Origin of the sequence: Sulfitobacter aestuariivivens, from assembly GCF_014763045.1 — a bacterium.
Lineage (GTDB): Bacteria > Pseudomonadota > Alphaproteobacteria > Rhodobacterales > Rhodobacteraceae > Sulfitobacter > Sulfitobacter aestuariivivens.
Genome location: NZ_JACTAG010000002.1, coordinates 518,281 through 543,128, shown reverse-complemented (window position 1 = coordinate 543,128; position 24,848 = coordinate 518,281). Strand labels below are relative to the sequence as shown.

Genomic DNA, 24,848 nt, shown 5'->3' with positions numbered 1-24,848 from the left:
GGGGTGGTTGAGGTCACGCCGCCAAGGCTTCGGCCAGCAAGTCGAACACCAGCCGGATCCTGGGGCTGGTATGAATTTCGCGGTGTGTGACCAGCCAGACCGGGAATGTGACAAGCACATCAGGCAGCACACGTTCCATGTCAGGGGCACGTGCGGCGACATCATCATCCATCGGGCACACCCCGAGCCCGGCGCGGGCCAACTCCCACGCCACGATCCCGTTTTCCGAGCCCACGCGAAACGCGTCTGCAGATACTGGAATATCCAAATCAACCATATAGTCGATCATCCGGCCCGTATCGCCGAATGACACCCAATCCATCCGCGCCAGATCGGCCTTTGTGCGCGGGTGCCCCACCCGCGCAAGCAGGCTTTTGGCGGCGTAGAAATGCCCGCTGGCCTCTCGCACCAGTCGGGCCACCAGATCAGGCTGATCAGGGCGCACATGGCGGATCGCGATATCCGCCTCGCGCCGCATCAGATCGGAAATGTCATTGGTCGCGACCAGTTCGATAGAAAGCTGAGGGGCGAGGCTAAGAATACGTTCCGTAATTGCCGGCATCCGGACTGCAGAGGTAATGTCGCTCGCGGTGATCCGCACTTGCCCAGTGATGTCAGAACGCTGACCATCCGCGACCAGCGCCGTCTTTTCTGCCGCTTCCCCCATCTTGCGCACATGGGTCAGCAGTTCTTGACCCGCATCGGTCAGGATCAACCGCCGCCCGGTTCGTTCAAAAAGCATCACTGACAGGTCAGCTTCCAACGCGGCAACCTGGCGGCTGAGAGTGGGTTGTGTCAGCCCCAGTGTTCTTGCAGCAGCAGAAAGTGAGGCTGTTTCTGCGGTTGCCAGGAAACTACGCAAATGGTTCCAATCGAGGCGAGAGAGAGCGTTAATCATACATTATTGTATAATACCGCTGCAAATTTCGTCAATTACGCAGGCAAGCATACGCTGTTACATGATCGGCGAAAGGAGATTAACATGACTGAAGCAAAATTCTGGGACCGCATCGCACCCAAATACGCCCAAGATCCGATCAAGGATCAGGCGGCATATGAATACACCCTAGGCCGCACACAAAGCTATCTGGGATCTGAGGACAGGGTGCTTGAAATTGGCTGCGGGACAGGTTCAACCGCTTTGCTGATTGCCCCGGGTGTTGGCGCCATAGAAGGGACGGACATTTCCCCCGCGATGCTTGAAGTCGCGGCGGAACGGCAGGCCGAAGCCGGGGTGCGCAATGCGATATTCAGCGCGATATCCGCCGAAGAGGCGGCACGCCTGCCGGGTCCGTTCGACGCGGTGCTTGGGTTTAACATTCTGCATTTGCTGGCCAACCCCAAAGCGGTATTGCGCGACATCCACCAGCAATTGCCAAAGGGCGGTTTCCTGATCACAAAGACGCCTTGTATCGGCGACCCTTCGGTGGGGTTCAAACGGTTTATCTTTCGGGCGATGATTCCGGTGATGACCCTGTTTGGCAAAGCGCCGTCGACGGTTCAGTACATGACCCACGCAGAGGTAGACAAGATGATCACTGATGCCGGGTTTGATATTGTGGAATCCGGCAACTTTCCTGCGATCTCTCGCTATGTGGTTGCGCGAAAGCGGTGAGAGGTTCTGTCAGACTGGCCGCGCCGGAACGAGGCGGGGGGCCACGCTGACGAACATCCGGGGCACCGACAACTGGCGCATCTGAGCAAGTTCGCAGAGCCGCTGTTCTGGCGGCTGGCGCTTTGATAAGAGAAACGGGCGGGGGTGTCCCCGCCTGTGTGCGGCCCACATCCCGACCAAAGAGGAGATCACAATGACATTGCGCGTTTATCTATCCGGCGAAATCCACACCGACTGGCGGGAACAGATCACAAACGGCGCGTCCGGGCTGGATGTATCTTTCAGCGGCCCGGTGACCGACCATGCGGCAAGCGATGATTGTGGTGTGGCCATTCTGGGGGCTGAGGCGGACAAGTTCTGGCATGATCGCAAAGGTGCGCAGATGAACGCGATCCGCACGCGCAAGGGCATTTCGGATGCCGATATCGTCGTGGTGCGGTTCGGGGAACAGTACAAACAGTGGAACGCGGCCTTTGACGCGGGCTATGCGGCCGCATTGGGCAAGTCGCTGATTATCCTGCACGGACCCGATCATGCCCATGCGCTCAAGGAAGTGGATGCAGCAGCCCTTGCCGTCGCGCAAGAACCCGCACAGGTGGTTGATATCCTGCGTTACGTGCTGAGCGGTGAACTGCCCTGAGGCAGTTCACCCTTTCCCCGGACAGGGGCCCCCTTTAGCCTGAGCGCGATAACGGGGGATGCGCCATGGAATTCGACTATGTCATTGCCGGAGGAGGTTCGGCAGGCTGTGTGATGGCCGCACGCCTGAGCGAGGATCCGGATGTGTCGGTCTGTCTGGTTGAGGCGGGGGGCAAGGGGCAGGGTCTTTTTGTGCGGGCACCTGCGCTTGTGGCCGGCATGGTTTCCGGCAGACCCAAGATCAACAACTGGGCCTTTCACACCGAACCCCAAAAGGGATTGAACGGCAGGCGCGGGTTCCAGCCGCGCGGCAAGGCACTGGGCGGTTCAAGCGCAATAAACGCCATGCTTTATGTGCGTGGGCACAGGGCGGATTATGACGAATGGGCCGAACTGGGCTGTGATGGCTGGGATTGGGAAAGCGTTCTGCCCTACTTCAAGAAATCAGAGGGCAATGCCCGTGGGGCAGACGATTTGCATGCTGCCGATGGTCCGCTACGCGTGCGCGACCAGTCAGAGCCCCGGGCGATCACACATGCGTTTCTTAAAGCAGCCCAACAGCAACAAATCCCCGAGCGGCATGATTTCAACGGGCCTGTGCAGGAAGGGGCAGGTCTTTATCAGGTCACGCAGTTTTCCCAAGGTGCACAGGCTGGGCAGCGATGTTCTGCGGCTGCAGCCTATCTGCCGCCTGACGTACAGGCGCGCGCCAATCTGACGATACTGAACAAGACGAACGCGCGCCGGGTTGTCACCGACGAGGGGCGCGCAACCGGGCTGGAAATTGACCGGGCAGGCAAGCGTCAGATTATCACGGCGCGGCTTGAAGTGATCTTGTCTGCGGGGGCTTTTGGATCGCCCCAGCTACTGTTGCTGTCCGGGATCGGACCGCGGGATGAACTGGCGGCCCATGGGATAGACGTTGTGCATGAATTGCCCGGGGTGGGGCAAAACCTGCAGGACCATCTGGATTACATTCTAAGCTATCGGTCTAAACGCAATGACGTTATCGGTCTTGGCCCGCGCGGCATTTTTCAACTGGCGCAGGCCGGGTTGCAGTGGCGGCGCGATGGCAGCGGCCTGTTCGCCACACCTTTTGCAGAAGGCGGGGCGTTCCTGCGATCGGATCGTGACCAGCCGCGCCCTGATCTGCAATTGCATTTCGTTGTTGGCATTGTTGATCAGCACATGCGCAAGATCCATTTCCGCTTTGGGTATTCCTGCCACGTTTGCGTGTTGCGCCCGCACAGTCGGGGCAGCGTCGGGTTGCAAAGCGATGACCCGCGCAAGCCGCCGCGTATTGACCCGGACTATCTGAGCGATCCGCGTGATCTGGCGGTGCTGATGAAAGGTGCCCGCGCGATGGAAACGATTCTCGACGCGCCGCCTTTGGCACCATGGCGCGGCCAAAAGCTCTATGCACACGACGGAAGCGACGCAGCTCTTGAGGCGGATATCCGAAACCGTGCCGACACCATCTATCACCCGGTTGGCACCTGCAAAATGGGCGTTGATGACATGGCTGTCACTGACCCCGCCGGGCGGGTGCGGGGGATCGCCGGTCTGCGTGTGGTCGATGCGTCGCTGATGCCGCGCCTGATTGGCGGCAACACCAACGCGCCGACGATTATGATGGCCGAAAAGATCGCCGAGGGGATGCGGCGCGCCTAGCCCCGAGGGGGCGTGTTGCGACCGACCTGCACGGCAGGGCGCTCAAGAAAGCGATCCAGATAGGCCACAAGGTTGCCGTTATCTTCCCAACCCACGGCCTCTTTCGCGCCGTAGAATTCCAGCGCGCCCAACCAGGGGGCGATGGCGATATCGGCAATGGAATAGTTCGCCCCGGCGATCCAGTCCTTGCCCGCCAGTTCAAGGTTCAGCACCTTCAACAGGCGCTTTGCCTCGTCGATGTACCGTTGCTTTGGGCGGTCGTCACCCCATTGCGACCCTGCAAATTTGTAGAAGAACCCAAGCTGACCCAGCATGGGCCCAAGGCCACCCATCTGGAACATCAGCCACTGGATGATGTGCGCCCGCTCTGTCGCGCTGTCACCGATCAGCTTGCCCGATTTATCTGCCAGATAGATCAGAATGGCACCGGATTCGAAAAGCCCGATGGGTGCACCGTCAGGGCCATTGGGGTCAATGATCGCGGGGATTTTGTTGTTGGGGTTCAGCGAAAGAAATTCCGGGCTTTTCACATCCTCATCCGCCAATGTCACCTTGTGTGCTTCGTAAGGCAGGCCCATTTCTTCTAGCGCGATAGAGGCTTTCACCCCATTGGGCGTGGGGAAGGAATAGAGCTGCAGGATATTTGGGTTTTTGGCGGGCCACCGTTTGGCGATGGGGAATGCGGATAGATCGGCCATTAATTGCTCCAATTGAATTGTGAGACTTAGGTAGGGTTTTTTCCCCGCAAAAACAGCAGTGATAACGTGCAAGAATATGTTAACTAATGTGCATCACCGAACGACCCGGCTCGCAGAGGTGGTACCGAAAGGAAAAAAGGGAAGAAGAATGCTTAACGAATTCAAGGATTTCATTGCCAAGGGCAATGTCATGGACATGGCCGTGGGTATCATCATTGGTGCTGCCTTTACCGCGATCGTATCGTCGATGGTGGCCGATTTGATCAACCCGCTGATCGGGCTTTTCACTGGTGGGCTTGATTTCACCAACAACTACGCTGTGCTGGCGGGCGATGTGCCTGCGGGTGCGTCACTGGAAGCTGCCCGCGAGGCCGGCGCGTCTGTCTTTGCCTACGGCGCCTTTATCATGGCGGTCATCAATTTCCTGATCATCGCTTTCGTGGTGTTCATGCTGGTGCGCTACGTCAATAAGGTGAAGGCTGCGGCCACAAAACCTGATGAGGTCGCCGAAGAGGTCGAAACCGGACCGTCAGAGCTGGATGTTTTGCTGGAAATCCGAGACCAGCTTGCCAAGAGCGGTTAAGAGGCCGGCTATTTGGTTGTTGCAGGCCCGCGTTTCGCGGGCCTTTTTTTGGATCGGCTCCCTGCCGATCAATTGTGCGCAGACATGAGGCGCACAAAGGGCTGAAGCGGCTTGGTGCGCAGTCCAAGCTGACGTGACGCAACAGAAAGGGAACGTGACCCATGCACCCACTGAAATATAGCCCTCCAGCTTGGGGTGGTCGATTGAAGGCCAAAGACGGTATTCGATTTTCTTGTCTTGCTAGGCATTTAGGCTGCTTAGTATTTGGCCCGAGGGTCGCAGCGGATACACTGCGCAAAGCTTAACTCATTCTCTGATATTGGACCCACAATATGATCAGCTATGTCACCGTCGGCGCCGACGATATCCCGCAGGCGAAACGCTTTTATTCGGCGTTTCTGCCTGATCTCGGCTACACGCTTGAGGAGGGTTCGGAGGGTCTTAGCTATGAGCTTCCCGAACCGGCGGGGCAGCGACCCGTCTTGCCCGCATTCTACGTCAAACCGCCCTTTGACGGGCAAATGGCATCGGCTGGCAACGGAGCAATGACCGCGTTTCAGGCACGCACGCAGCATCAGGTTCGTACACTTCATGCGGCCGCACTTGCCGCCGGGGGGCAGGACGAAGGGCAACCGGGATTTCGCGCTGACTACGGGGCACACTTTTATGTGGCCTATCTTCGTGATCCCCAAGGGAACAAGATTGCGCTGTTTTCCGACGACTTGGACGAGCCCGGGCGAGACGATTGAGCCAATCCCCGTCCGATGGGTGCCTCTACTCTTTCAGCGCCAACCGCGGTGACAGGACGTCGATCCCCAGCGCCTTGCCTACTGCGTGGTAGGTTAGCTTGCCTGCGTGGACGTTCAGGCCCGCAAGCAGATGTTCATCGTCGGCACAGGCGTCGCGCCAGCCCTTGTTTGCAAGATCCAGCATGAAGGGCATTGTCGCATTCCCCAGCGCAATGGTCGACGTGCGCGCCACCGCACCCGGCATATTCGCCACGCAATAGTGCATCACGCCATCAACCTCATAGATCGGGTCCTGATGCGTGGTTGCCTTGGAGGTCTCAAAGCACCCGCCTTGATCAATTGCCACGTCCACCAAAGCGGCGCCAGGTTTCAACTCGCTTAGTTGCGCCTTTGAAATGAGCTTGGGCGCCTCAGCACCGGGGATCAGGACAGCACCCACGATCATGTCCGCATGCCGCGCCAGTTCAATGGTGTTCTGGGCCGATGCGTAGGATGTTTTGAACACACCGGCAAAGGCATCATCCAGATAGCGCATCCGGGGCAGCGAGCGGTCCATCACGGTCACATCCGCGCCCATACCAGCGGCGATACGCGCCGCATGGGTGCCGACAACGCCGCCACCGATGACCAGCACGCGGGCCGGTCCCACACCTGGCACGCCGCCCATCAATACGCCACGACCGCCGTTCGCCTTTTGCAATGTCCATGCCCCGACCTGAGGGGCAAGGCGGCCCGCGACTTCGGACATCGGGGCAAGGAGCGGCAGACCACCGTTGCGATCCGTCACGGTTTCATACGCAATGCAGGTTGCCCCGGATGCGATCAAATCCTTGGTCTGTTCCGGATCGGGGGCCAGGTGCAGGTAGGTAAAGAGCACCTGACCTTCGCGCAGCATCTTGCGTTCGCCGGCTTGTGGCTCTTTCACTTTGACGATCATGTCTGAGGTGGCAAAAACCTCTTCTGCTGAATCAAGGATCGTGGCCCCGGCAGCCTCATAGGCGGCATCGTCGAAACCAGCGCCGTTTCCGGCCCCCTTCTGAATCACCACGTCATGTCCGCTTCTGACCGCTTCCAGCGTGGCGCTTGGGGTCATGCCGACCCGGAATTCCTGTGGTTTGATCTCAGTGGGGCAGCCGATTTTCATGGTGGGAATCCTTTGTTTTTATTCTGCCTAATTATGAGGCAATTTTTCGTGCAATGTCCCATCAATGAACTTGGCAATTCATCACAATTGCGGGATAGACTTGCGTCAAATATAGTTCAGACGCAAAGGATGTGCGCAGAGTGAGCCTTGATGAGATTGATCGCCGCATTCTGCGGGCCTTGCAGCGCAATGGGCGGATGTCCAATGCGGACCTGTCAGAGGATGTGCATCTGTCGCCCTCGGCGTGCCACCGCCGCGTTCAGCGCATGGAGAAAGAAGGCTATATCCGCGACTATGTCGCGCTGCTTGATCCGCGCAAGCTGGGCGTGCCAACAACCGTCTTTGTGGAGATTACCCTGCAAGGTCAGGCAGACGAGGTGCTGGATGCCTTTGAAAAGTCGGTGGCGCGCATCCCCGACGTACTGGAATGCCACCTGATGGCCGGTACGGCAGACTATCTGCTCAAGGTCGTGGCCGAAGACACCGAGGATTTCGCCCGCATCCATCGGCAGTATCTGGCGCGGTTGCCCGGGGTCGGGCAGATGCAATCCAGCTTTGCGTTGCGCACGGTGTGCAAGACCACCGCGCTGCCGGTATAACCGATTAGACACCGGGCAACGGCGGTGCAAAGCTGGCAGTGAACAGGCGCAAAACCCGCCTAAGTTGAAAGAGCGCTTTTCCCCGGTGCGGGCAGGTCTTAGACTGGGGCTAACCTTCCCTGACAGGAGATTCTCCTCATGACGCTCAACATCAACCGCCGTGGTTTTTTGGCAGGCACCGCTGGCCTGATCGCGCTGCACCCGTTTTCTGCCCATGCCGCCGGCAATCAGGCGCATCTGCGCATCATGGAGACGACGGATCTGCATGTGCATGTCTTTCCCTACGACTATTATGCCGACAAGCCGCGCGATACGGTCGGGCTGGCGCGCACCGCGTCGCTGATTAAGGGGATCCGGGACGAGGCCACCAATTCGCTGCTGATCGACAATGGGGATTTCCTGCAGGGCAACCCGATGGGCGATTTCATCGCCTATGAACGCGGGATGAAGGACGGGGACATGCACCCCATCATTCAGGCCATGAACACGCTGGGGTTTGATGCCTCTACGCTGGGCAATCACGAGTTCAACTATGGTCTCGACTTTCTGATGAAATCGCTGGCTGGGGCCAATTTCCCGGTGGTCAGTGCCAATATCGCGCTGGAGATGGGCAGTGATCCCACCAAGGACAAGACGCTGCTGCCGCCTTATGTGATCATGGATCACAAAGTCACCGATGGTGAAGGCGTCGAGCATGACATCAAGGTTGGTCTCATCGGGTTTGTGCCCCCACAGGTCATGAACTGGGACCGGCGGCATCTGGAAGGCAAGGTGCAGGCGCGCGATATCATCGAGACGGCCAAGGCGTATATTCCGCAGATGAAGGAGGCCGGGGCCGATATCATCGTGGCCCTGTCGCACTCCGGGATCGGGGCGGCGGATCATTCGGAGGGAATGGAAAACGCCGCCGTACCGCTGGCGGGCGTTGACGGTGTGGATGCCATTCTGACCGGGCACAGTCATCTTGTCTTCCCCTCGCCCGGCTATGCCGATTTTGCAGGGGCAGATGTGGATGCAGGCACCCTGATGGGGACGCCCGCCACGATGGGAGGCTTCTGGGGCAGCCATATGGGGCTGATTGATTTGCTCGTCGAGAAAGAGGGCGGCGCCTGGCGCGTGGTTTCTGCCGTGTCAGAGGCGCGGCCGATTTCCAAGCGGAACGAGGATCGCTCAATCACGGCGCTGGTCGAAAGCGATGAGGCGGTGCTTGCCTCTGCCCAGAAGGAACATGACGAGACGCTTGCCTATGTCCGCCGCGCGGTCGGCAAGACGGATGCGCCACTGCACAGCTACTTTGCGCTGGTGGCCGATGATCCTTCGGTGCAGATCGTATCGATTGCGCAGCTTTGGTACATCGAGCAGATGATGAAAGGCACCGAGCATGAAGGCCTGCCCATTCTGTCGGCGGCTGCCCCCTTCAAGGCCGGGGGCCGCGGCGGGCCGGAGTATTACACGGATGTGCCCAAAGGGGACGTGGCGATTAAGAACGTGGCCGACCTGTACCTCTATCCCAACACCGCCCGCGCGGTGCGCGTGACAGGCCAGCAGGTCAAGGACTGGCTGGAAAGGTCTGCCGGCATCTTTAACCAGATCGAACCCGGCGCGCAGGACGCGCCGTTGCTCGATGCGTCCTTCCCCAGCTACAACTTTGATGTGATCGACGGTGTGTCCTATCAGATCGACCTGTCGCAGCCGTCCAAATACGATCCCAAGGGCGTGCTGGTGAACGTGGACGCCTCTCGGATCGTCAATCTGGAATACAATGGCGCGCCGCTGGAGATGGATGCGGAGTTCATCATCGCCACCAACAATTACCGGGCCGGTGGTGGCGGGGATTTCCCCGGGGCCTCGCCCGACACCACGGTATTTGAAGGCCCCGACACCAACCGCGATGTGATCGTGCGGTATATCGTCGAGAAGGGCACGATCAGCCCGCGGGCTGATGCCAACTGGACCTTCAAGCCGATGCCCGGCACGACCGTGCTTTTCGATACCGGTCCCGCAGCGCGCGCCTATGCGGCCGATGTGCCGGGGGTCAGCATCGAGGAAGCGGGCGAAGGCAACGACGGCTTCGTCCGTTTCCGCATCTCGCTCTGATCCGACGAAGGCCCTGCAAAGGGGGCTAGCCCGCCCGCACCACCGGGAAGAGGTCGCAATCCAGCGGCCCGCCCACCGCTATGCCCGGATCGCGCAGCATGGGCTGCAGGTTCGGGCGCGGATCATAGGTCACGTCATCCCCGGCCCAGCGTATGATATAGGCCCGGCGCTTTTGTGTGGTACTGGAATTGCCCGGCGCACCGTGCAGGGTCAGCCCATGGTGCAGTGTGCAGTCTCCCGGCTCCAATTCATACTGAACAAAGTCGTAACGATCGCGGTTGGCGTCGATATCGGGCACTTCTGGCAGGTCTTCCTTGTAAAGGTCCTGATCCTTGAAAGAGACCGCCTTGAACCGCTGCCCCCAGCGGTGCGAGCCTTTGATGTATTCCACTGCCCCGGTGGCCGCAGTCACCGGATCAAGTGCGATCCACATGGTCGCGACCTGATCGCCTGCCACAGGCCAGTAGGTCTGGTCGTGGTGCCAAAGTGTCGGGGTGGAGGTGCCCGGTTCTTTTATCAGAAACTGGTCAAAGATCACGTTCACCTTGTCTGATTGCAGAATGCGCCCTGCCATGTCGGCGGCGGGCGAATCGAAGATGAACTGTCTCAGCGGCGGGTGATGATCCCAGACGAAGGTATCGCCAAAGAACCGCCCCTTGCCCTCGCGGGTGGCATCGACCGCCATGGGGCTGGGGTTGCGGGTGTTTTCCTCGGCCATGTCCTGCAGGGTCCGGACAGTCTCTGCATCAAAGAAACCGCGCAGGCAGACAACGCCGTCGGTTTGAAAGGTCTCAATCTCTGCGGCGGTGATGTCGCGGATAGGGGTGTAGGCCATGGCGCGCTCCTTTACCTGATCATGCTCAGCGTAGGGGAGCGACCGGTGCCCTGTCGAGCCATGGCTAAAACAAAACCCCCGCAGCCGACCGGCTACGGGGGTTTCGTGATTTCAAACGCATCTCGCGTCGGACGATTTACATCATCCCTTCGCGTTGTGCTTTTTTGCGTGCCAGCTTGCGGGCACGGCGGATCGCTTCAGCTTTCTCGCGAGCGCGTTTCTCGGAGGGTTTCTCGAAATGTTGCTTGAGCTTCATTTCACGGAACACGCCTTCGCGCTGCAGCTTCTTCTTCAGGGCGCGGAGCGCCTGATCGACATTGTTGTCGCGAACACTAACCTGCATGTGGTTGTCACCACCTTTCTAGGATAAAGTTGCAAGGATTTGCAGGAAACCGGGCTATAACAAGCTATATTCCGTTTGTCCAGCCATTGATCAGCCACTTTAAAGGAGCCCGCACCATGACGGATACACCTGCCGACCCCAAGGAACGTTTGCTGGATGCCGCACTGGATCATGTGCCCTTTGATGGGTGGTCGCCCGCCACCTTTGCCGCCGCGCGACGCGATGCGGAGATCGACAAGACCGTCGCACGGGCGGTCTGTCCGCGCGGTGCGGTCGATCTGGCGGTTGCCTATCACAAGCGCGGCGACGCGCAGATGATCGAAGGGCTGAAATCGGAGAATCTGACCGACATGCGCTTTCGCGACCGGATCGCCCGGGCGGTACAGTTGCGCCTGCAGGTCGTGCCGGACAAGGAACTGGTGCGCCGGGGTACCACTCTTTTTGCCCTGCCGCAGTATGCGCCAGATGGGGCCAAGCTGGTTTGGGGCACTTGTGATGCAATCTGGGAAACGCTGGGCGATACGTCAGATGACGTGAATTGGTACACCAAGCGGGCAACGCTCAGCGGGGTTTATTCCGCCACCATCCTGTACTGGCTGGGCGATACCAGTGAAGACGATGCGAAGACCTGGGCGTTTCTTGACCGACGTATTGACGATGTGATGCAGATCGAAAAAGTGAAAGCGCAGGTGCGAAACAGCCCGACGCTGAGCAAGCTGATGATCGGTCCGAACTGGTTTCTGAGCCATATCAAGGCACCGACGCGGTTTCCAAAAGGGGACATGCCGGGATCGTGGACTACCCCACGGCGCTAATCCGGTTTTCCTGACCCCATCAGGGTGATAAGGCGCGGTCAGACAGTCCATAGGTTCAGAGACTTGCCTGCATGCCAACTGATGACCGCCCCCTGATTTCGCTTGATGGTGTCAGCTATTCGCCAGACGGGCTGATGGTCATTGATGATTTGACCCTGAAGGCGCGCGAGCGACGGATCGGCGTGTTGGGTCGTAACGGATCGGGCAAGACGTCGCTTGCGCGGCTCATGGCCGGGCTGGTCCCTGCTGATCGCGGCACCGTGCGGATTGCAGATGTCGACGTGGCGCGGGACCGGAAGGGGGCGCTGGGCGTGATCGGCATTCTCTTTCAGAACCCGGACCACCAGATCATTTTTCCAACGGTCGAAGAAGAGATCGGTTTCGGACTTGCGCAGATGGGCCGAAACAAGGCTGAGGTCGCCGACGGCGTTGCGGCCGTGCTGCGGCGGTTCGGCAAAGCCCATTGGGCCAGCGCCGCTGTCAATCTGCTGTCGCAGGGGCAGCGGCAATTGGTCTGTTTGATGTCCGTGCTGGTCATGAACCCCCGGGTGATCGTGCTGGATGAACCCTTTGCCGGGCTCGATATGCCCACCACCCTGCAATTGCAGAGGGTGCTGGCGGGGCTGGATTTGACCATCGTGATGATCACCCATCAGCCCGACATGCTGAAGGGATACGACCGCGTGATATGGCTTGAGCGGGGTGCGATGGTGCAGGACGGTCCTGCATCAGAGGTCGTGCCCACTTTCACCGCACACATGACAACGCTGGGAGGAGCCGATGATCTCTCTGACCTCGCCGGTTGAGACACGCGCGCATGGCTGGCCGGCCGGAGCCAAACTGGCGGTGCTTTGTGCCGCAACCATTGTTCTTTTTGCGGTGGACGGGCTGATTTGGCATATGGGGTTTTGCGCGGGAATGCTGGCGCTTTATGCCGCACCAGGGCGGCAATTCCTGCGCACGGGCCTGAGGCGGCTCAGCATGCTGTGGCCCTTCGTCGTGCTGGTGGTCGCGTGGCATGTGCTGACAGGTGCCGCTGTCGAAGGGGTGCAGATCGCGCTGCGTATGATCACCGCAGTCGGGTTGGCGAATCTGGTAACGATGACAACACGACTGAGCGATATGGTCGATGTCATGCGGTGGCTTTTGACACCATTGACGGTTTTCGGACTTCAGACCAAGGGGGTCGAGCTGGCTGTCGCGTTGGTCATCCGGTTCACGCCGGTACTGGCTGACAAAGGCCGCCTGTTGCGTCAGTCCTGGCGCGCACGGGCCACGCAACGGGTCGGCTGGCGCATCATTCTTCCCTTTGCAGTATTGGCAATCGATGACGCAGAGCATGTGGCCGAGGCCCTACGCGCACGCGGCGGTTTGTGACCGAGAATAGGGTTGACCCTGCAAGTGCCTCCTCATACTCAGCCGACACCGCTGCGCCATTGCGCCCAAGAGGACCCCCCATGGAACGTTCCGTTACCCTGATTGCGCTTTTTACCGCGCTTATCGCGGCCCTTGGCCTGATCCCTCAATTGACCCTCGCCTATGGCGTTCCGATCACCGCGCAAAGCCTCGGTATCATGCTGTGCGGAACCGTTTTGGGGTCTAAACGAGGGGGATTGGCTGCGCTGCTGTTCGTCGGGCTTGTGGCGATGGGGCTGCCGCTGCTGGCGGGCGGCCGCGGCGGTCTGGGCATCTTTGCGACCGGATCGGCGGGGTATCTGGTGGGATATGTGCTGGGTGCATTTGTGACCGGTCTGGTGATGGAGCGGATGCAGGGCCTGTCAATCGGTCTGACGGCGGGCGTGGCGGCCACCTTGGGCGGCATTGTGGTGGTGCATCTGTGTGGGATCGTCGGTCTGATGGTCGTGCTCAACCTTGGTCTGATAGAGGCGATCGTGGTGGACAGCGTCTTTGTCCCTGGCGACTTTATCAAGATGGTGTTTGCGGCATTCGTTACGGCCGGGATCGCCCGGGCGCGGCCTGCAAGTCTGCTGTCACGCGCGTAGAATCATCGCCGTTCCGATACCACCTGCTGCTGCGATGGTGGCCAGTCCTGTGCCCGGGTGCGCCCGCAGCCTGTGATAAAGCCGCACGGCGTTGATCGCCCCTGACGCTCCGATTGGATGCCCACGTGCCAAGGCACCTCCGTCCGTATTGACGATTTCGGGGTCGATCCCGGCCCCTTCAACACAGGCAATCGCCTGCACGGCATAGGCTTCCATGACTTCTGCAGCGCTGAGCGCTTGTGGCGTCACGCCACACCGCGACAATACCTCCCGGATCGCCACCAAGGGGGCCGTACCGGGCTGCTCGGGCGTGCTGCCGCGGGTCGCGCCTGCGATGATCTCGACCATTCCCGCACGACTGGCGCGCGCGGCGATCTTTTCCGAGACAACGACGCAGAATGCTGCTGCATCCGCGGCGACGGCGGTGTTTGCCGTTGTCACCGATCCACTCAAAACGCGGGCGCGCTGGCACAATTGCGGCGTCAGATTTCGGGTAAAGGTGTCGCGCTCAAGCTTTTCCAGAACGATCATTTCTCCGGGGGAAGCGATGGCAGCGCGGGCTTTGGCATGGCTCGTCATCGCCCAGTTATCCTGGCTTGCACGTGAAATACCGGTACTGCGAGCCAGCGCTGCGGCAGCTGCCGTCATGTGGGGATCACGGTCAGGCCAAGGGGTAAATGACGCCTGATCATATGCTTCTGGCGGACGTCCGTCCGGATGCGTGCGCAAGCGCACCGGGCGGCGAGAGTAGCTTTCCACACCGCCGGCCACCACGACATCCGCCTCTCCTGCCAGAACCATCATCCTTGCCAGTAGGATTGCATCCATACCCCCTGCGCATTGTCGATCAATGCTGAGCCCCGCGACGTGATCCGGCAAACCGGCAGCCAGCGCCACGATGCGCGCGGGATTGCCGCCTGCACCAAGCGCGTTGCTCAAGATCACCTCGTCCACGTCGCGCGGGGTCAGATTGGCCTGAGCAAGGGCGGCCAACAGAACTGGCGCGCCAAGAGCGTCCAGCGAAAGAGCCGCAAACCCACCGCCGCGCGGGGCGACGGGGCTGCGGCAGGCGGCGGCGATATAGGCAGTCATCGGCGGTCCTCCACCCAGGCCGCAAGTGCGGGCAGATCGGGCTTGCCCGACGGCAGCTGCGGTATGTCCGGGTGAACCAGTACCCGCTGCGGCGCGATCAGATTTTTGAATCTATCCTGCAGGAAGTGCGTGACCCGTTCAGGGAGGTCCGTGTCATCTGGGGCCTGCAAGATCGCGGTCAGGCGATGACCGCGCGTTTTGTCTGGAATCGGCAGGATCACGCAGATGAGACCCGGAAACGCTTGCGATACCGCGTCCTCAATCTGTTCAGGAAAGACATTCTGATCCGAAATCGTCACCATGCGACCGCGCCGCCCGTCGAGCCAGAGATAGCCTTTTGGATCCAGCCGGCCCATTTCTCCGATGGTGAGGGCGGCGTCCTGCCAGCGGCTATCCGGACTGGAGCCTGCGGCGTAGCCGTCAAAAAGGTATGGGCTGCGGACCCAGACTTCCCCGTTGTGGACCGCAAGGGTCACACCGGGATAGGCGCGCCCGACGCTTCCTGATGGTGTATTGGCATCCGATATCGTGACGAAACTTGTTTCCGCCGAGCCATAGAACTGCCGGATATCCGCGTTGGGGCACACGCGCTGACACATGCCGCGCAGATCCGCTGTCAGCCTGCCTCCGCCGCTCAGAATCAGGCGCAGGTCCGGCAGCGTCTGGTCCTGAGCGCCTGCCGTCAGGGCCATCAGCTGTGCAGGCGTGGCATAAAGAATGGTGGCAGCGTGGCGGACCAGTGCTTCGCGTTGCGCTCTCGGGCGCAGTCCCGTCAGCAGATGTGCATCCATGCCGATGTGCATCGCCTCCAGCACAGCGTAAAGGCTCAATGAATGCACAAGGTCGCCCAGCGTGGCCAGTGTATCATCGCGGGTCAGACCGAACAGGTTTTGGTTTTCTTCAAAGCTTGCGATCCAGGACGTCTGGCTGCGGCGAATGACCTTGGGCGGACCGGACGTGCCGCCGGTGAATGTCAGGAAATCAGGTGGCGTAGCACGGATAGATTCGGTGAAAGAGGGTGGGGCGACGCAGAAGCTCTGATGGGCCTGCACGGCCTCGGCCAGCCCGCGAAGGGCCCTTTCGGGCAGCTGCGCCGGGATGACGCGAAAGTCTGACGTTGCGGTGCATTTGGCGCGCTTGATCGCGGTCTCACCGACAAAAAAACGGGCGGCATCGTGCCATCTGAACATATCCTTGCGCGTCACGTGATCTGCATTCCCCAATTTTGATCGCAGGCCTAGCAAAATCGTGCACCACGCACCATCTCTGTGGATTATAGGTGTCGGGCGCGGGATCGGAGCCTATGTTAAGGATCAGATCAGCAAAAGGAAAAACCTCCATGAGCCATGACATGCGCGTCGTTGAAATCACCAAACCGGGCGGGCCGGATGTGCTACAGCTTGCGACGCGGCAACGGCCAGAGCCGGGTCATGGACAGGTGGTGATCAAAGTGGCTTATGCCGGCGTTAACCGACCCGACGCGTTGCAGCGGGCAGGCATGTATGCGCCCCCGCCCACCGCCAGTGATCTTCCGGGGTTGGAAGCCGCAGGTGAGGTCGTGAGCGTGGGCTCTGGCGTGACAGAGTTTGCAGCAGGCGATCAGGTTTGCGCCCTGTTGCCTGGTGGTGGTTATGCAGAATATGTCGCGACCCCTGCGGCGCATTGCCTGCCCGTGCCGGATGGACTGGGCCTGAAAGAAGCCTCCTGTTTGCCGGAGACCTTCTTTACCGTTTGGTCTAACGTGTTCATGCGCGGCAAGCTGTCGGCGGGTGAGGTATTTCTGGTGCATGGTGGTTCCTCCGGCATTGGAACGACGGCCATCCAATTGGCCCAAGCCTTTGGCGCCCGGGTCTTTGCCACGGCCGGAACCGATGAGAAATGTGCGGCCTGCGCAGATCTGGGCGCCGAGCACGCAATCAATTACCGTGAGGCTGATTTTGTCGAGATCCTGAAGGCGCAAGGCGGGGCCGATCTGATTTTGGATATGGTTGGAGGGGAGTACATCCCGCGCAACCTCACGGCGCTGGCGGAAGATGGCCGGCTGGTGCAGATCGCCTTTCTACAGGGTCCGAAAGTAGAAGTGAACTTCGCTACGCTGATGACGCGACGGTTGACGATGACTGGTTCAACCCTGCGCCCGCAAAGCGATCTGGCGAAGGCGCGTATCGCGCAGGATCTGCGCGAGGCTGTCTGGCCATTGCTGGACAAGGGGCGCGTTGCCCCGGTGATGGACAGTGAGTTTTCATTGGAAGATGCCGCCAAAGCCCACGCCCGAATGGAGAGCAGCGGGCACATCGGCAAGATTGTTCTGCGGGTCGCTGGCGATTGACCAAAAGGACGCGGGCAAGCCCGCGGCATGACATTGTGGATTTGTCTCCGACAAATCGATTTGCGAGACGCTGTCTCGCGCTCTGGGAATGTTCCGGCCAGAGAAAGAGGAGGGCGCGGTGGCCCCCCTCGGGATGAACCAAAGGTTCTTTCCCTGGCGCGGTCATCGCCTTCCACAGCTGTACCGCGATCAGAGAAAAACGGCTGTAGGTTAACGGACCGTTACTTTCTCTGGCCAAAATATTCCCCCGCGGAGCGTCCCGCAGCCGCACCGAAGGCTGTGGGCTGAGACGTTATTCTATGGGTTGGAAACGGGCGTCGCGCATTTTGCAGTCACGCACCACGTCTTGGCCGCAGGGCACTGGTTGCAGGTTTCTTGACAGGCAGATGCGGGCTTCCTGAATGTCCCCGTCACGGCAGGTGATCGTGATGCCGTCCGCCTCCAGATTTGGGTTCGACTGCAGGAATGCCTCTTCCACCACGGAAGCGGGCAGGCGGACGCTGCGCTGTAGCTTGCGGAAAATCTCGGGCCGGTTGATTTGAGCGTAGGCCTCCCGTGAGAGGGCGTAGTACGCAGCAGCGGGGAGGCCCGTGCAGACCCCGTGTTTGCGCCATTGATGCCAGGCCAGACCACTCGTGCCCATGATGTCAGCCATGGCAGTTGTCATCCTGCGCGAGGGCGGGCGTTCGGTTGTGCGACAAAAGGCAGGATAGCCGCGATGGTATTGTGGCCAGAGGCCGTGGAGGATCCAGCCGTGATCACGGTCGGCTTCGCATTGAGGCGAGTTGCGCGCCTTGCCTTCCCGCGCACACCAGTTCGGAGACCAGCTGAGGGAGAGAACGTAATAGTCAAAGACCCCTGCCACATTGTCTTCGGCATGCAGTTTCGGAGCGAAAAGTGTGAACGTCAGAAGGGCGGCGAGCAGGGTGCGCATTGGGGCTTTCCTTATGCAGTTTACGGCACTATAAGGCGCTCAAGTTCCCCCACAATGGAAACCGTTCCGGCCCCCGGGAAAGCCCTTTCAGGCGACGGGAGAGGTGTGACTAAAGGAGAGTAAAATGGCAAAACCGATCATGGCGAAAGCCACGGCCGTCTGGCTGGTGGATAACACGACCATCAATTTCAAACAGATCGCTGATTTCGTCGGCATGCACGAATTGGAAGTGCAGGGCATTGCCGACGGCGATGTCGCGCAAGGCGTAAAGGGTTTTGATCCGATCGCCAACAACCAGCTGACGCAAGAGGAGATCGACGCGGCTCAGGCCGACCCGCTGCACAAGCTGAAGCTCAAGTTCAATGCCGCCGCGCAAGGCGAAGAAAAGCGTCGCGGCCCGCGGTATACGCCGCTCAGCAAACGTCAGGACCGGCCTGCGTCCATCCTTTGGCTGGTGAAGTTTCATCCAGAACTGACGGACGGTCAGATCAGTAAGTTGGTGGGCACGACCAAGCCGACGATCCAGGCGATCCGCGAGCGCACGCACTGGAACATCTCGAACATCCAGCCCATCGACCCGGTGGCGTTGGGACTGTGCAAGCAATCCGAGCTAGATGCCGCTGTTCAAAAGGCCGCTGCCAAAAAGGCCAAAGAAGGTGAGGTCATGTCAGATGACGAGCGGCGCAAGCTGGTCAGCACTGAGCAAAGCTTGGGTATGGATGCCGAACCCAAGATCCCAACGGCCATTGAGGGGCTGGAGACGTTCACCTTGTCTGGCAACGATGATGAGGCGGAGGAAGAGGGGCAGAAGGGCGATTACTCTGACGCTGACAGCTTTTTCACGCTGCCCGATGGCACCCATGATGACGATGAGGATGAAGAGTCAAAGTCGTGACACAAGGGAGCTCGCCTTGGTTCAGGAACCATTGCGGCAAACCTGACGTTTGTATCGAGGGGCGCGGGATCAACCCTGCGCCCCTTCTGCGTTACAAGAGATGAGACCGCGTCAGACGGTCGGGGGCTTGAGATGACTTTTGCGGCAATCATCGTACTTTGGACTGTAACCGGCGTGTTGGTGGTGGCAACGGCGCTGCCCTTTACAAAGGTGTCACATGGGTCGATCCAGGGTCTTGCCTTTCCGCGCGAGCAGTTCTTGGGTGTGGCGCTGGTCGCGATGCTTGCTTTTTGGTACTTCCAGCCAGACAATTGGGGGATCGGCCTGATTGCGATGGGTGTTGTCGCTTTGATCCAGGCGATTTTTATCATCAAGTTTACCCCGGTCTGGCCGCGCCAGTCGGTTGAAGCGGATCGCGAATTGCTGGCGCGAAAAGAGGCTCAGATCAGTGTATTGGCAGCAAACGTAAAGCAATCTAACCGGGATTATCCGCGCCTGATCGGCCTCATCAAGGAACGCCAGCCGGACGTTGTCATGGCGATTGAAACGGATGCCAAATGGATCGACGCGCTGAAATCAGGGCTGACTGATGAATACGAGGCGTGGGTCGAAGTGCCAAAGGACAACGGGTATGGCTTATGTCTGATGTCCCGACTGGCCTTGTCCGAGACCGAGGTCCGTGAATTGATCACGAAGGATGTTCCGTCCATTCGGACGACTCTTTCACTGCGCGACGGCCGAAAGATCCGGTTGTATGTCGTGCATCCGGAACCGCCGGTGATTGATCACGACACGATTGGACGTGACAGTGAGATTGCGATGGTGGGTCTTGAAGCCACCAAGGATGATCTGCCCTGTGTGGTTTCAGGGGATTTGAACGATGTGGCTTGGTCCACCACGACGCGCCGGTTCCAGCGTCTGTCGCGGCTGTTGGATCCTCGTGTCGGACGGGGGTTCTACAATACCTTCAGTGCGACGATGCCGTGGATGCGGTGGCCGCTGGATCATCTGTTTCACGATGCGCAATTTCGCCTGATCGAGATGGCGCGGGAGCGCAAGATCGGGTCAGACCATTTCCCGATGTGGTTCAGCTTGGTGTTGGCCGATACCGCCTCGATAAATTCAGACCCTGGCGATGCCGAAGTGGGCGAGGTTGTGCAGGCCAAGCGCGAGATCATCGCAGAACGTCGACGCGACCGGGAGCCGATCGGGTCTGATTGGGAAGACGAGAATTAGGGTATTGATGATCGCATGTGCGCCAGCAGCGTGATCTAGATCTGCTTGCGCGCGCGCATCGCGGCCGTGATCGTGCCATCGTCGAGATAGTCGAGCTCTCCTCCGATTGGGACGCCTTGGGCGAGTGAGGTCAGTTGCACCTGACCGTCCAGTTGATCCGCGATGTAATGAGCCGTTGTCTGCCCGTCGATGGTGGCGTTGAGCGCGAGGATCACCTCGGTGATGCCTTCGCTTGCGACCCGGTCAATCAGGCGGGGGATGCGCAGTTCCTGGGGACCGATGGCATCAAGAGCGCTGAGCGTGCCGCCCAATACGTGATAGCGCCCTTTGAAGACGCCCGAACGTTCCATCGCCCAGAGATCGGCCACGTCTTCAACCACGCATAGCTCACCGTTGGCGCGTTTTTCCGATGTGCAGATGTCGCAGACATCCGAAGTGCCGACGTTGCCGCAGTTGAGGCATTCGCGTGCAGTGGCAGCCACGGTCTGCATCAGGTCAGCCAGGGGGGTCAGCAGCAGCGCGCGTTTGCGGATGAGATGCAGCACCGCGCGCCGGGCGGACCGGGGGCCAAGGCCCGGTAATTTTGCCATCATTTCGATCAGGGCGTCGATGTCGCGGGTTGAACTCAAGCGGTTGCTTTCGAAGCGCATTTCGGGATTCAGGTATTTGAAAAAGGGTGAAAGGGCAGGGCTGTGCCCGGTCTAGGAGGTGCGGCCCTGCGCCTTGGTGGTGTCAGAAGGGGAGTTTCATGTCAGCGGGCAGGCCGAGGCCTTCGGTCAGCTTGCGCATTTCTTCCTGGCTGCGCTCGGTCGCTTTGGTTTGCGCATCCTTGATAGCGGCGAGGATCAGGTCTTCGACAACTTCCTTGTCGTCGCCGTTGAAGATGGAGGGGTCGATGTCGAGCGCCTTCAGGTCGCCCTTGGCCGTGGCGGTTGCCTTTACCAGGCCCGCGCCGGATTCGCCGGTAACGGTGATATTGGCCATATCTTCTTGCAACTGGGCCATCTTACCCTGCATTTCCTGCGCCTTTTTCATCATTCCGGCCATATCGCCGAGGCCGCCTAGTCCTTTGAGCATGTCTGTCTCCGATCAGTCTGAAGGCCGCGCGGGGCGGCGTGTGGTATAGAGGATCATTGCGCCACATATCGCAGTGACAGCGAGGATGAACAAGGCGGGACTGCCGATGCACCCTTCTGCCAGCGCGGCCCGTTCGATTTCACCGTCGCGGCCGTAGTGTGCAACAGCGGATACCCAGAAGGACCAGAGCACAACGACGATGAGGGCGGTCCATTGGTGGCGGAAGCGGATGACGAGCGCGGAGGCGAGCAGGAGCGCCAGGGATGGCGGGGTGGCCATGAGGCCCACAAGTTCGTCCCACGCGGTGGCCGGGCTGCCTGCCTGCCACAGGGGGCGCACCTTGTCACAGACCTCTGCCAGGGCGGGCAGGGGGGCGAGCGACAGGATCAATCCTCCTCGAACGGGTCCCATTCATCCTCGACTTCTGGCAGGGCCTCTTGCACGGCATCCGCCGCGATTTGTTCGGGTGTGCGAATGGCGGTGATGCGGGCCTTGGGGAACTGCGCCAGCACGGCTTGCATAAGCGGGTGATTATGTGCCTTTGATTTCAATGCGTTGTCGGCGGCGTCGCGCACTTCGGCGATGGTTTCGGCATCAGCGCCATTCACCACCGTGACGGCCCAGCGGTTGCCCGTCCAGCTTTGCAGGCGGTGGCCAAGGCGCTGGGCGAGGTCGCGCGGGGCCTTGTCCGTAGGTGTAAACTCGATGCGGCCGGGCTGGTAGGCGGCCAGACGCAACGTGGTTTCGACCTCGACCAGAAGCTTGACGTCGCGGTTGGCGCGGATCAGTTCGACGACGTGATCGAAGGTTGGAAACCGGGCCAGTGCTGCGTCGGCCTGTGTTGCGAGGGCCGCCGTTGGACCGGGCGTTGCGGACGTCGGTATCACGTCGGTATCGCGTCGGTATTGTGTCGGTGCAGATGTCGGTCCGCCAGAGGCGCCGGACGGGGCTGCCGAGGGCGCCGGTGGCGGGGTGGCGTTTTGGAGTTTGCGCACCAGTTCTTCGGGGCTGGGCAGATCGGCCACATGGGTCAGACGGATGACCGCCATCTCTGCCGCCATCATGGCGTTGGGGGCGCTGGCGACCTCATCGAGCGCTTTGAGTAGCATTTGCCAAAGGCGCGTGAGCACCCGCATGGGCAGCGCGTCGGCCATGGCCATGCCACGGCTGCGTTCCTCGGGTGACACGGTGGGATCTTCGGCGGCCTCGGGCGTGATTTTCACCACCGAGACCCAATGCGTGATTTCCGCCAGATCGCGCAGCACCGCCATTGGGTCGGCACCGTCCGCGTACTGACCGGAGAGTTCTGTGAGTGCTGCGGCAGCATCCCCTTTGAGGATCATGTCAAAGAGGTCAAGCACCCGGCCCCGGTCGGCCAGCCCCAGCATGGCGCGGACCTGATCGGCTGTGGTTTCGCCCGCGCCGTGGCTGATGGCCTGATCCAGAAGGGAGGTTGCATCGCGCACCGACCCTTCGGCGGCGCGGGTGATCAGCGCCAGCGCGTCCTCGGCGATTTCGGCACCTTCGGCGCTGGCGATCTTGCGCATCAGGGCGATCATCACCTCAGGTTCGATCCGGCGCAGATCAAAGCGCTGGCAGCGCGACAGGACCGTCACCGGGACCTTGCGGATTTCGGTCGTGGCAAAGATGAATTTGACGTGTTCGGGCGGCTCTTCGAGCGTTTTCAGAAGCGCGTTGAAGGCCCCTGTCGAGAGCATGTGCACTTCGTCGATGATATAGACCTTGTAGCGGGCCGAGGCCGCGCGGTAGTGCACGCTGTCGATGATTTCGCGGATGTTGGCGACGCCGGTGTTTGAGGCCGCGTCCATTTCCATCACGTCGACATGGCGGCCTTCCATGATTGCCACGCAGTGTTCGCATTGGCCGCAGGGGTCGGTCGTCGGGCCACTGGTGCCATCGGGGCCGATGCAGTTCATCCCCTTGGCGATGATCCGGGCGGTGGTGGTTTTGCCGGTGCCACGGATGCCCGTCATGATGAAGGCCTGCGCGATGCGATCCGCGTCGAACGCGTTTTTCAGGGTGCGCACCATCGCGTCCTGACCGACGAGGTCGGCAAAGGTTTCGGGCCGGTACTTGCGGGCCAATACGCGGTAGGCAGTGGTGTCGGTCATCAGGGGTCCGTTCGCAGGATTCGGCAGACGCTTCAAACTAGGCGCAGGCGGGCGCGGGGTAAACCGCCGTCAGAGCGCCCAGAGGATCAGGCCAACGCAGGCGGTACCGAAGGAGAAGATGGTTGCGAGCAGCTTCATGCGCCGGGTTGGCTGGGCCTTGGCGTCATGATCGGAAAGACGTTGCAGCGTCGCGCAGGCGGCGTTCTGGGCAGCCCAGAAGATGTAGATCGCCGTGACCACAAAGACCGACGCAACGGCCTTGGCGGCCCAAGTGGGCTCAAATTCGCCAAAGACGGCCTTGAGCCCGACAGCCACAGCCAGTGACGCCATGCCTGTCCGCATCCAGCCCGCGAACGTACGTTCGTTGGCCAGAACCGTGCGGTCTTCGGCCCAGTCTGTACGATCTTCGGCAAGTTTATTACTATCGCTCATTGAACCAATGTGGCGGTCAGGCGTTCCATTGGCAACATGACACGAGACATTTGGGGGAAATTCCATGCGGTTACGGGGCATTCGGCGCAGCAGGAACGTGGAAGTGCGGCGTGGCGGCGCGGGACGGGCAGGGGGACTTGGGATTGTCGGCTTGCTGGTGGTTCTTGCGATTGGGTATTTCACCGGGATTGATGTGACGCCCTTGTTGCAGGGGGCCAGTGCGCCGCAGACAGAGCAAAGCAGAACCGTGTCAGAGCAGGATGGTGAGTTGACCCAGTTTTCGGCGCAGGTGCTGACCACCACGGAACAGGTCTGGGACCGCGTGTTTGAGGAACAATTGGGCCGACAGTATGTACCGCCCAAACTGGTGATCTTTGCGAATGTGACCCAAAGCCCTTGCGGTGGCGCATCGGGTGCCACGGGGCCGTTTTACTGTCCGGCGGATGAAAAAGCTTATCTGGACACTGCGTTTTTCCGCACGCTGGATCAGCGCATGGGGGCCGGGGGCGATTTTGCTGCTGCCTATGTCATTGCGCATGAGGTTGCCCACCACGTGCAGAACCAGCTTGGCATTCTGCCGCGGGTCAATGCCGCGCGTCAGCAGGCCAGCCAGGTCGAAGCAAATGCGCTGACCGTGCGGTTGGAGCTGATGGCGGATTGTCTTTCTGGGATCTGGGCGTCGAATGTTCAGGGCTTGATGGAGCGGGGTGATTTGCAGGAGGCGTTGAATGCGGCGCGCAAGATCGGTGATGATCATTTGCAGCGGCAGGCCGGTCGCGTACCGCAGCCACATACATTCACGCATGGCACCTCTGAGCAGCGTGCGCGCTGGTTCGCGCGCGGGTACGAGTCCGGCGCGGTGGGAGAGTGCGATACCTTCGCGACCGATCGGTTGTAGGGTGAAGGTTGCAGCCGGAGTGTGAAAGCGGG

Annotated in this window: 28 protein-coding genes; 15 read left to right on the top strand and 13 right to left on the bottom strand. The window is 60.3% G+C overall.

Features of this window, described 5'->3' with window-relative positions:
• Nucleotides 1-13: 13 nt before the first annotated feature.
• On the bottom strand, nt 14-898 hold the full coding sequence (locus tag H9Q16_RS12515; protein ID WP_191075767.1) for a LysR family transcriptional regulator: 885 nt from the start codon (nt 896-898) through the stop codon (nt 14-16).
• 84 nt (nt 899-982) lie between these two features.
• Between H9Q16_RS12515 and H9Q16_RS12510 the strand changes: the two genes are divergently transcribed.
• From H9Q16_RS12510 to H9Q16_RS12500, 3 genes are all read left to right on the top strand, one after another.
• Nucleotides 983-1,615 carry a class I SAM-dependent methyltransferase gene (locus H9Q16_RS12510; protein ID WP_191075766.1) on the top strand — a complete coding sequence of 211 codons (633 nt, stop codon included), beginning with the start codon at nt 983-985 and terminating at the stop codon, nt 1,613-1,615.
• 193 nt (nt 1,616-1,808) lie between these two features.
• Nucleotides 1,809-2,255, top strand: a complete 447-nt coding sequence (locus H9Q16_RS12505; RefSeq protein WP_191075765.1) for a YtoQ family protein — start codon at nt 1,809-1,811, stop codon at nt 2,253-2,255.
• A gap of 65 nt (nt 2,256-2,320) precedes the next feature.
• Nucleotides 2,321-3,925 carry a GMC family oxidoreductase gene (locus tag H9Q16_RS12500; protein ID WP_191075764.1) on the top strand — a complete coding sequence of 535 codons (1,605 nt, stop codon included), beginning with the start codon at nt 2,321-2,323 and terminating at the stop codon, nt 3,923-3,925.
• Here H9Q16_RS12500 and H9Q16_RS12495 read toward each other — a convergent pair.
• Entirely contained in the window at nt 3,922-4,623 is a 702-nt protein-coding gene (locus H9Q16_RS12495) for a glutathione S-transferase family protein (RefSeq protein WP_191075763.1), read from the bottom strand. The genes H9Q16_RS12500 and H9Q16_RS12495 overlap by 4 nt on opposite strands.
• Before the next feature lie 148 nt (nt 4,624-4,771).
• Here H9Q16_RS12495 and mscL point away from each other — a divergent pair, with 148 nt between their 5' ends.
• A complete protein-coding gene (gene mscL / locus H9Q16_RS12490) occupies nt 4,772-5,206 on the top strand; it encodes a large conductance mechanosensitive channel protein MscL (protein ID WP_191075762.1) in 435 nt (144 codons plus the stop codon).
• 332 nt (nt 5,207-5,538) lie between these two features.
• On the top strand, nt 5,539-5,955 hold the full coding sequence (locus H9Q16_RS12485) for a VOC family protein (protein ID WP_191075761.1): 417 nt from the start codon (nt 5,539-5,541) through the stop codon (nt 5,953-5,955).
• Between the two features lie 25 nt (nt 5,956-5,980).
• On the opposite strand, the gene ald is transcribed toward H9Q16_RS12485, so the two are convergent.
• Nucleotides 5,981-7,099, bottom strand: a complete 1,119-nt coding sequence (gene ald, locus H9Q16_RS12480) for an alanine dehydrogenase (protein ID WP_191075760.1) — start codon at nt 7,097-7,099, stop codon at nt 5,981-5,983.
• A 140-nt stretch (nt 7,100-7,239) separates the two neighbouring features.
• Here ald and H9Q16_RS12475 point away from each other — a divergent pair, with 140 nt between their 5' ends.
• The gene (locus tag H9Q16_RS12475; protein ID WP_191075759.1) at nt 7,240-7,698 is read left to right on the top strand and encodes an Lrp/AsnC ligand binding domain-containing protein; all 459 of its coding nucleotides are present in this window, start codon (nt 7,240-7,242) and stop codon (nt 7,696-7,698) included.
• Nucleotides 7,699-7,836: 138 nt separating this feature from the next.
• Complete coding sequence (locus H9Q16_RS12470; RefSeq protein WP_191075758.1) at nt 7,837-9,795, top strand: bifunctional 2',3'-cyclic-nucleotide 2'-phosphodiesterase/3'-nucleotidase; 1,959 nt, start codon at nt 7,837-7,839, stop codon at nt 9,793-9,795.
• A gap of 25 nt (nt 9,796-9,820) precedes the next feature.
• Here the strand turns inward: H9Q16_RS12470 and H9Q16_RS12465 are convergent, their stop codons facing one another.
• Together H9Q16_RS12465 and rpsU are read right to left on the bottom strand one after the other, a co-directional pair.
• Entirely contained in the window at nt 9,821-10,630 is an 810-nt protein-coding gene (locus tag H9Q16_RS12465) for a phytanoyl-CoA dioxygenase family protein (protein WP_191075757.1), read from the bottom strand.
• Nucleotides 10,631-10,766: 136 nt separating this feature from the next.
• Nucleotides 10,767-10,973: a 30S ribosomal protein S21 gene (rpsU, locus tag H9Q16_RS12460; RefSeq protein ID WP_138662421.1), complete on the bottom strand. Its 207-nt coding sequence runs from the start codon at nt 10,971-10,973 to the stop codon at nt 10,767-10,769.
• Between the two features lie 116 nt (nt 10,974-11,089).
• Here rpsU and H9Q16_RS12455 point away from each other — a divergent pair, with 116 nt between their 5' ends.
• From H9Q16_RS12455 to H9Q16_RS12440, 4 genes are all read left to right on the top strand, one after another.
• Complete coding sequence (locus H9Q16_RS12455) at nt 11,090-11,788, top strand: COQ9 family protein (protein WP_191075756.1); 699 nt, start codon at nt 11,090-11,092, stop codon at nt 11,786-11,788.
• A 71-nt stretch (nt 11,789-11,859) separates the two neighbouring features.
• Entirely contained in the window at nt 11,860-12,594 is a 735-nt protein-coding gene (locus H9Q16_RS12450) for an energy-coupling factor ABC transporter ATP-binding protein (RefSeq protein WP_191075755.1), read from the top strand.
• Nucleotides 12,569-13,165: an energy-coupling factor transporter transmembrane component T family protein gene (locus tag H9Q16_RS12445; protein ID WP_191075754.1), complete on the top strand. Its 597-nt coding sequence runs from the start codon at nt 12,569-12,571 to the stop codon at nt 13,163-13,165. Before H9Q16_RS12450 ends, H9Q16_RS12445 begins: the two co-directional genes overlap by 26 nt.
• 80 nt (nt 13,166-13,245) lie before the next feature.
• Nucleotides 13,246-13,791, top strand: a complete 546-nt coding sequence (locus tag H9Q16_RS12440) for a biotin transporter BioY (protein WP_191075753.1) — start codon at nt 13,246-13,248, stop codon at nt 13,789-13,791.
• On the opposite strand, the gene H9Q16_RS12435 is transcribed toward H9Q16_RS12440, so the two are convergent.
• Nucleotides 13,780-14,883 (bottom strand): acetyl-CoA C-acyltransferase, encoded by a 1,104-nt coding sequence (locus tag H9Q16_RS12435; RefSeq protein WP_191075752.1) that lies wholly within the window; start codon nt 14,881-14,883, stop codon nt 13,780-13,782. The genes H9Q16_RS12440 and H9Q16_RS12435 overlap by 12 nt on opposite strands.
• The gene (locus H9Q16_RS12430) at nt 14,880-16,088 is read right to left on the bottom strand and encodes an AMP-binding protein (RefSeq protein ID WP_191075751.1); all 1,209 of its coding nucleotides are present in this window, start codon (nt 16,086-16,088) and stop codon (nt 14,880-14,882) included. Before H9Q16_RS12430 ends, H9Q16_RS12435 begins: the two co-directional genes overlap by 4 nt.
• Nucleotides 16,089-16,222: 134 nt before the next feature.
• Between H9Q16_RS12430 and H9Q16_RS12425 the strand changes: the two genes are divergently transcribed.
• A complete protein-coding gene (locus tag H9Q16_RS12425) occupies nt 16,223-17,212 on the top strand; it encodes an NAD(P)H-quinone oxidoreductase (RefSeq protein WP_191075750.1) in 990 nt (329 codons plus the stop codon).
• Between the two features lie 292 nt (nt 17,213-17,504).
• On the opposite strand, the gene H9Q16_RS12420 is transcribed toward H9Q16_RS12425, so the two are convergent.
• Complete coding sequence (locus H9Q16_RS12420) at nt 17,505-18,146, bottom strand: ribonuclease T2 family protein (protein ID WP_191075749.1); 642 nt, start codon at nt 18,144-18,146, stop codon at nt 17,505-17,507.
• 124 nt (nt 18,147-18,270) lie between these two features.
• Between H9Q16_RS12420 and H9Q16_RS12415 the strand changes: the two genes are divergently transcribed.
• Entirely contained in the window at nt 18,271-19,041 is a 771-nt protein-coding gene (locus tag H9Q16_RS12415) for a DUF1013 domain-containing protein (protein WP_191075748.1), read from the top strand.
• A 132-nt stretch (nt 19,042-19,173) separates the two neighbouring features.
• A complete protein-coding gene (locus tag H9Q16_RS12410) occupies nt 19,174-20,277 on the top strand; it encodes an endonuclease/exonuclease/phosphatase family protein (protein ID WP_191075747.1) in 1,104 nt (367 codons plus the stop codon).
• A 35-nt stretch (nt 20,278-20,312) separates the two neighbouring features.
• Here H9Q16_RS12410 and recR read toward each other — a convergent pair whose 3' ends face one another.
• From recR to H9Q16_RS12385, 5 genes are all read right to left on the bottom strand, one after another.
• On the bottom strand, nt 20,313-20,906 hold the full coding sequence (gene recR / locus H9Q16_RS12405; protein ID WP_191075746.1) for a recombination mediator RecR: 594 nt from the start codon (nt 20,904-20,906) through the stop codon (nt 20,313-20,315).
• A gap of 103 nt (nt 20,907-21,009) precedes the next feature.
• The gene (locus tag H9Q16_RS12400; RefSeq protein ID WP_191075745.1) at nt 21,010-21,354 is read right to left on the bottom strand and encodes a YbaB/EbfC family nucleoid-associated protein; all 345 of its coding nucleotides are present in this window, start codon (nt 21,352-21,354) and stop codon (nt 21,010-21,012) included.
• 12 nt (nt 21,355-21,366) lie between these two features.
• A complete protein-coding gene (locus H9Q16_RS12395) occupies nt 21,367-21,765 on the bottom strand; it encodes a hypothetical protein (RefSeq protein WP_191075744.1) in 399 nt (132 codons plus the stop codon).
• Complete coding sequence (locus tag H9Q16_RS12390; RefSeq protein ID WP_191075743.1) at nt 21,741-23,486, bottom strand: DNA polymerase III subunit gamma/tau; 1,746 nt, start codon at nt 23,484-23,486, stop codon at nt 21,741-21,743. Before H9Q16_RS12390 ends, H9Q16_RS12395 begins: the two co-directional genes overlap by 25 nt.
• Nucleotides 23,487-23,555: 69 nt before the next feature.
• Nucleotides 23,556-23,918 (bottom strand): YidH family protein, encoded by a 363-nt coding sequence (locus H9Q16_RS12385; RefSeq protein ID WP_191075742.1) that lies wholly within the window; start codon nt 23,916-23,918, stop codon nt 23,556-23,558.
• Nucleotides 23,919-23,982: 64 nt separating this feature from the next.
• Here H9Q16_RS12385 and ypfJ point away from each other — a divergent pair, with 64 nt between their 5' ends.
• On the top strand, nt 23,983-24,816 hold the full coding sequence (gene ypfJ / locus H9Q16_RS12380; protein WP_191075741.1) for a KPN_02809 family neutral zinc metallopeptidase: 834 nt from the start codon (nt 23,983-23,985) through the stop codon (nt 24,814-24,816).
• Nucleotides 24,817-24,848 lie beyond the last annotated feature (32 nt).

Excerpts from the sequence above, each read along its gene's own strand:
- rpsU (WP_138662421.1), bottom strand. The coding sequence starts at position 10,973 with ATGCAGGTTAGTGTTCGCGACAACAATGTCGATCAGGCGCTCCGCGCC.
- H9Q16_RS12390 (WP_191075743.1), bottom strand. The coding sequence starts at position 23,486 with ATGACCGACACCACTGCCTACCGCGTATTGGCCCGCAAGTACCGGCCC.
- H9Q16_RS12500 (WP_191075764.1), top strand. The coding sequence starts at position 2,321 with ATGGAATTCGACTATGTCATTGCCGGAGGAGGTTCGGCAGGCTGTGTG.
- H9Q16_RS12400 (WP_191075745.1), bottom strand. The coding sequence starts at position 21,354 with ATGCTCAAAGGACTAGGCGGCCTCGGCGATATGGCCGGAATGATGAAA.
- ypfJ (WP_191075741.1), top strand. The coding sequence starts at position 23,983 with ATGCGGTTACGGGGCATTCGGCGCAGCAGGAACGTGGAAGTGCGGCGT.
- H9Q16_RS12445 (WP_191075754.1), top strand. The coding sequence starts at position 12,569 with ATGATCTCTCTGACCTCGCCGGTTGAGACACGCGCGCATGGCTGGCCG.
- H9Q16_RS12385 (WP_191075742.1), bottom strand. The coding sequence starts at position 23,918 with ATGAGCGATAGTAATAAACTTGCCGAAGATCGTACAGACTGGGCCGAA.
- H9Q16_RS12465 (WP_191075757.1), bottom strand. The coding sequence starts at position 10,630 with ATGGCCTACACCCCTATCCGCGACATCACCGCCGCAGAGATTGAGACC.
- H9Q16_RS12485 (WP_191075761.1), top strand. The coding sequence starts at position 5,539 with ATGATCAGCTATGTCACCGTCGGCGCCGACGATATCCCGCAGGCGAAA.
- H9Q16_RS12440 (WP_191075753.1), top strand. The coding sequence starts at position 13,246 with ATGGAACGTTCCGTTACCCTGATTGCGCTTTTTACCGCGCTTATCGCG.
- H9Q16_RS12395 (WP_191075744.1), bottom strand. The coding sequence starts at position 21,765 with ATGGGACCCGTTCGAGGAGGATTGATCCTGTCGCTCGCCCCCCTGCCC.
- mscL (WP_191075762.1), top strand. The coding sequence starts at position 4,772 with ATGCTTAACGAATTCAAGGATTTCATTGCCAAGGGCAATGTCATGGAC.
- H9Q16_RS12435 (WP_191075752.1), bottom strand. The coding sequence starts at position 14,883 with ATGACTGCCTATATCGCCGCCGCCTGCCGCAGCCCCGTCGCCCCGCGC.
- H9Q16_RS12470 (WP_191075758.1), top strand. The coding sequence starts at position 7,837 with ATGACGCTCAACATCAACCGCCGTGGTTTTTTGGCAGGCACCGCTGGC.
- H9Q16_RS12450 (WP_191075755.1), top strand. The coding sequence starts at position 11,860 with ATGCCAACTGATGACCGCCCCCTGATTTCGCTTGATGGTGTCAGCTAT.
- H9Q16_RS12420 (WP_191075749.1), bottom strand. The coding sequence starts at position 18,146 with ATGCGCACCCTGCTCGCCGCCCTTCTGACGTTCACACTTTTCGCTCCG.
- H9Q16_RS12505 (WP_191075765.1), top strand. The coding sequence starts at position 1,809 with ATGACATTGCGCGTTTATCTATCCGGCGAAATCCACACCGACTGGCGG.
- H9Q16_RS12495 (WP_191075763.1), bottom strand. The coding sequence starts at position 4,623 with ATGGCCGATCTATCCGCATTCCCCATCGCCAAACGGTGGCCCGCCAAA.
- H9Q16_RS12425 (WP_191075750.1), top strand. The coding sequence starts at position 16,223 with ATGAGCCATGACATGCGCGTCGTTGAAATCACCAAACCGGGCGGGCCG.
- H9Q16_RS12410 (WP_191075747.1), top strand. The coding sequence starts at position 19,174 with ATGACTTTTGCGGCAATCATCGTACTTTGGACTGTAACCGGCGTGTTG.
- H9Q16_RS12510 (WP_191075766.1), top strand. The coding sequence starts at position 983 with ATGACTGAAGCAAAATTCTGGGACCGCATCGCACCCAAATACGCCCAA.
- H9Q16_RS12515 (WP_191075767.1), bottom strand. The coding sequence starts at position 898 with ATGATTAACGCTCTCTCTCGCCTCGATTGGAACCATTTGCGTAGTTTC.
- H9Q16_RS12415 (WP_191075748.1), top strand. The coding sequence starts at position 18,271 with ATGGCAAAACCGATCATGGCGAAAGCCACGGCCGTCTGGCTGGTGGAT.
- H9Q16_RS12455 (WP_191075756.1), top strand. The coding sequence starts at position 11,090 with ATGACGGATACACCTGCCGACCCCAAGGAACGTTTGCTGGATGCCGCA.
- ald (WP_191075760.1), bottom strand. The coding sequence starts at position 7,099 with ATGAAAATCGGCTGCCCCACTGAGATCAAACCACAGGAATTCCGGGTC.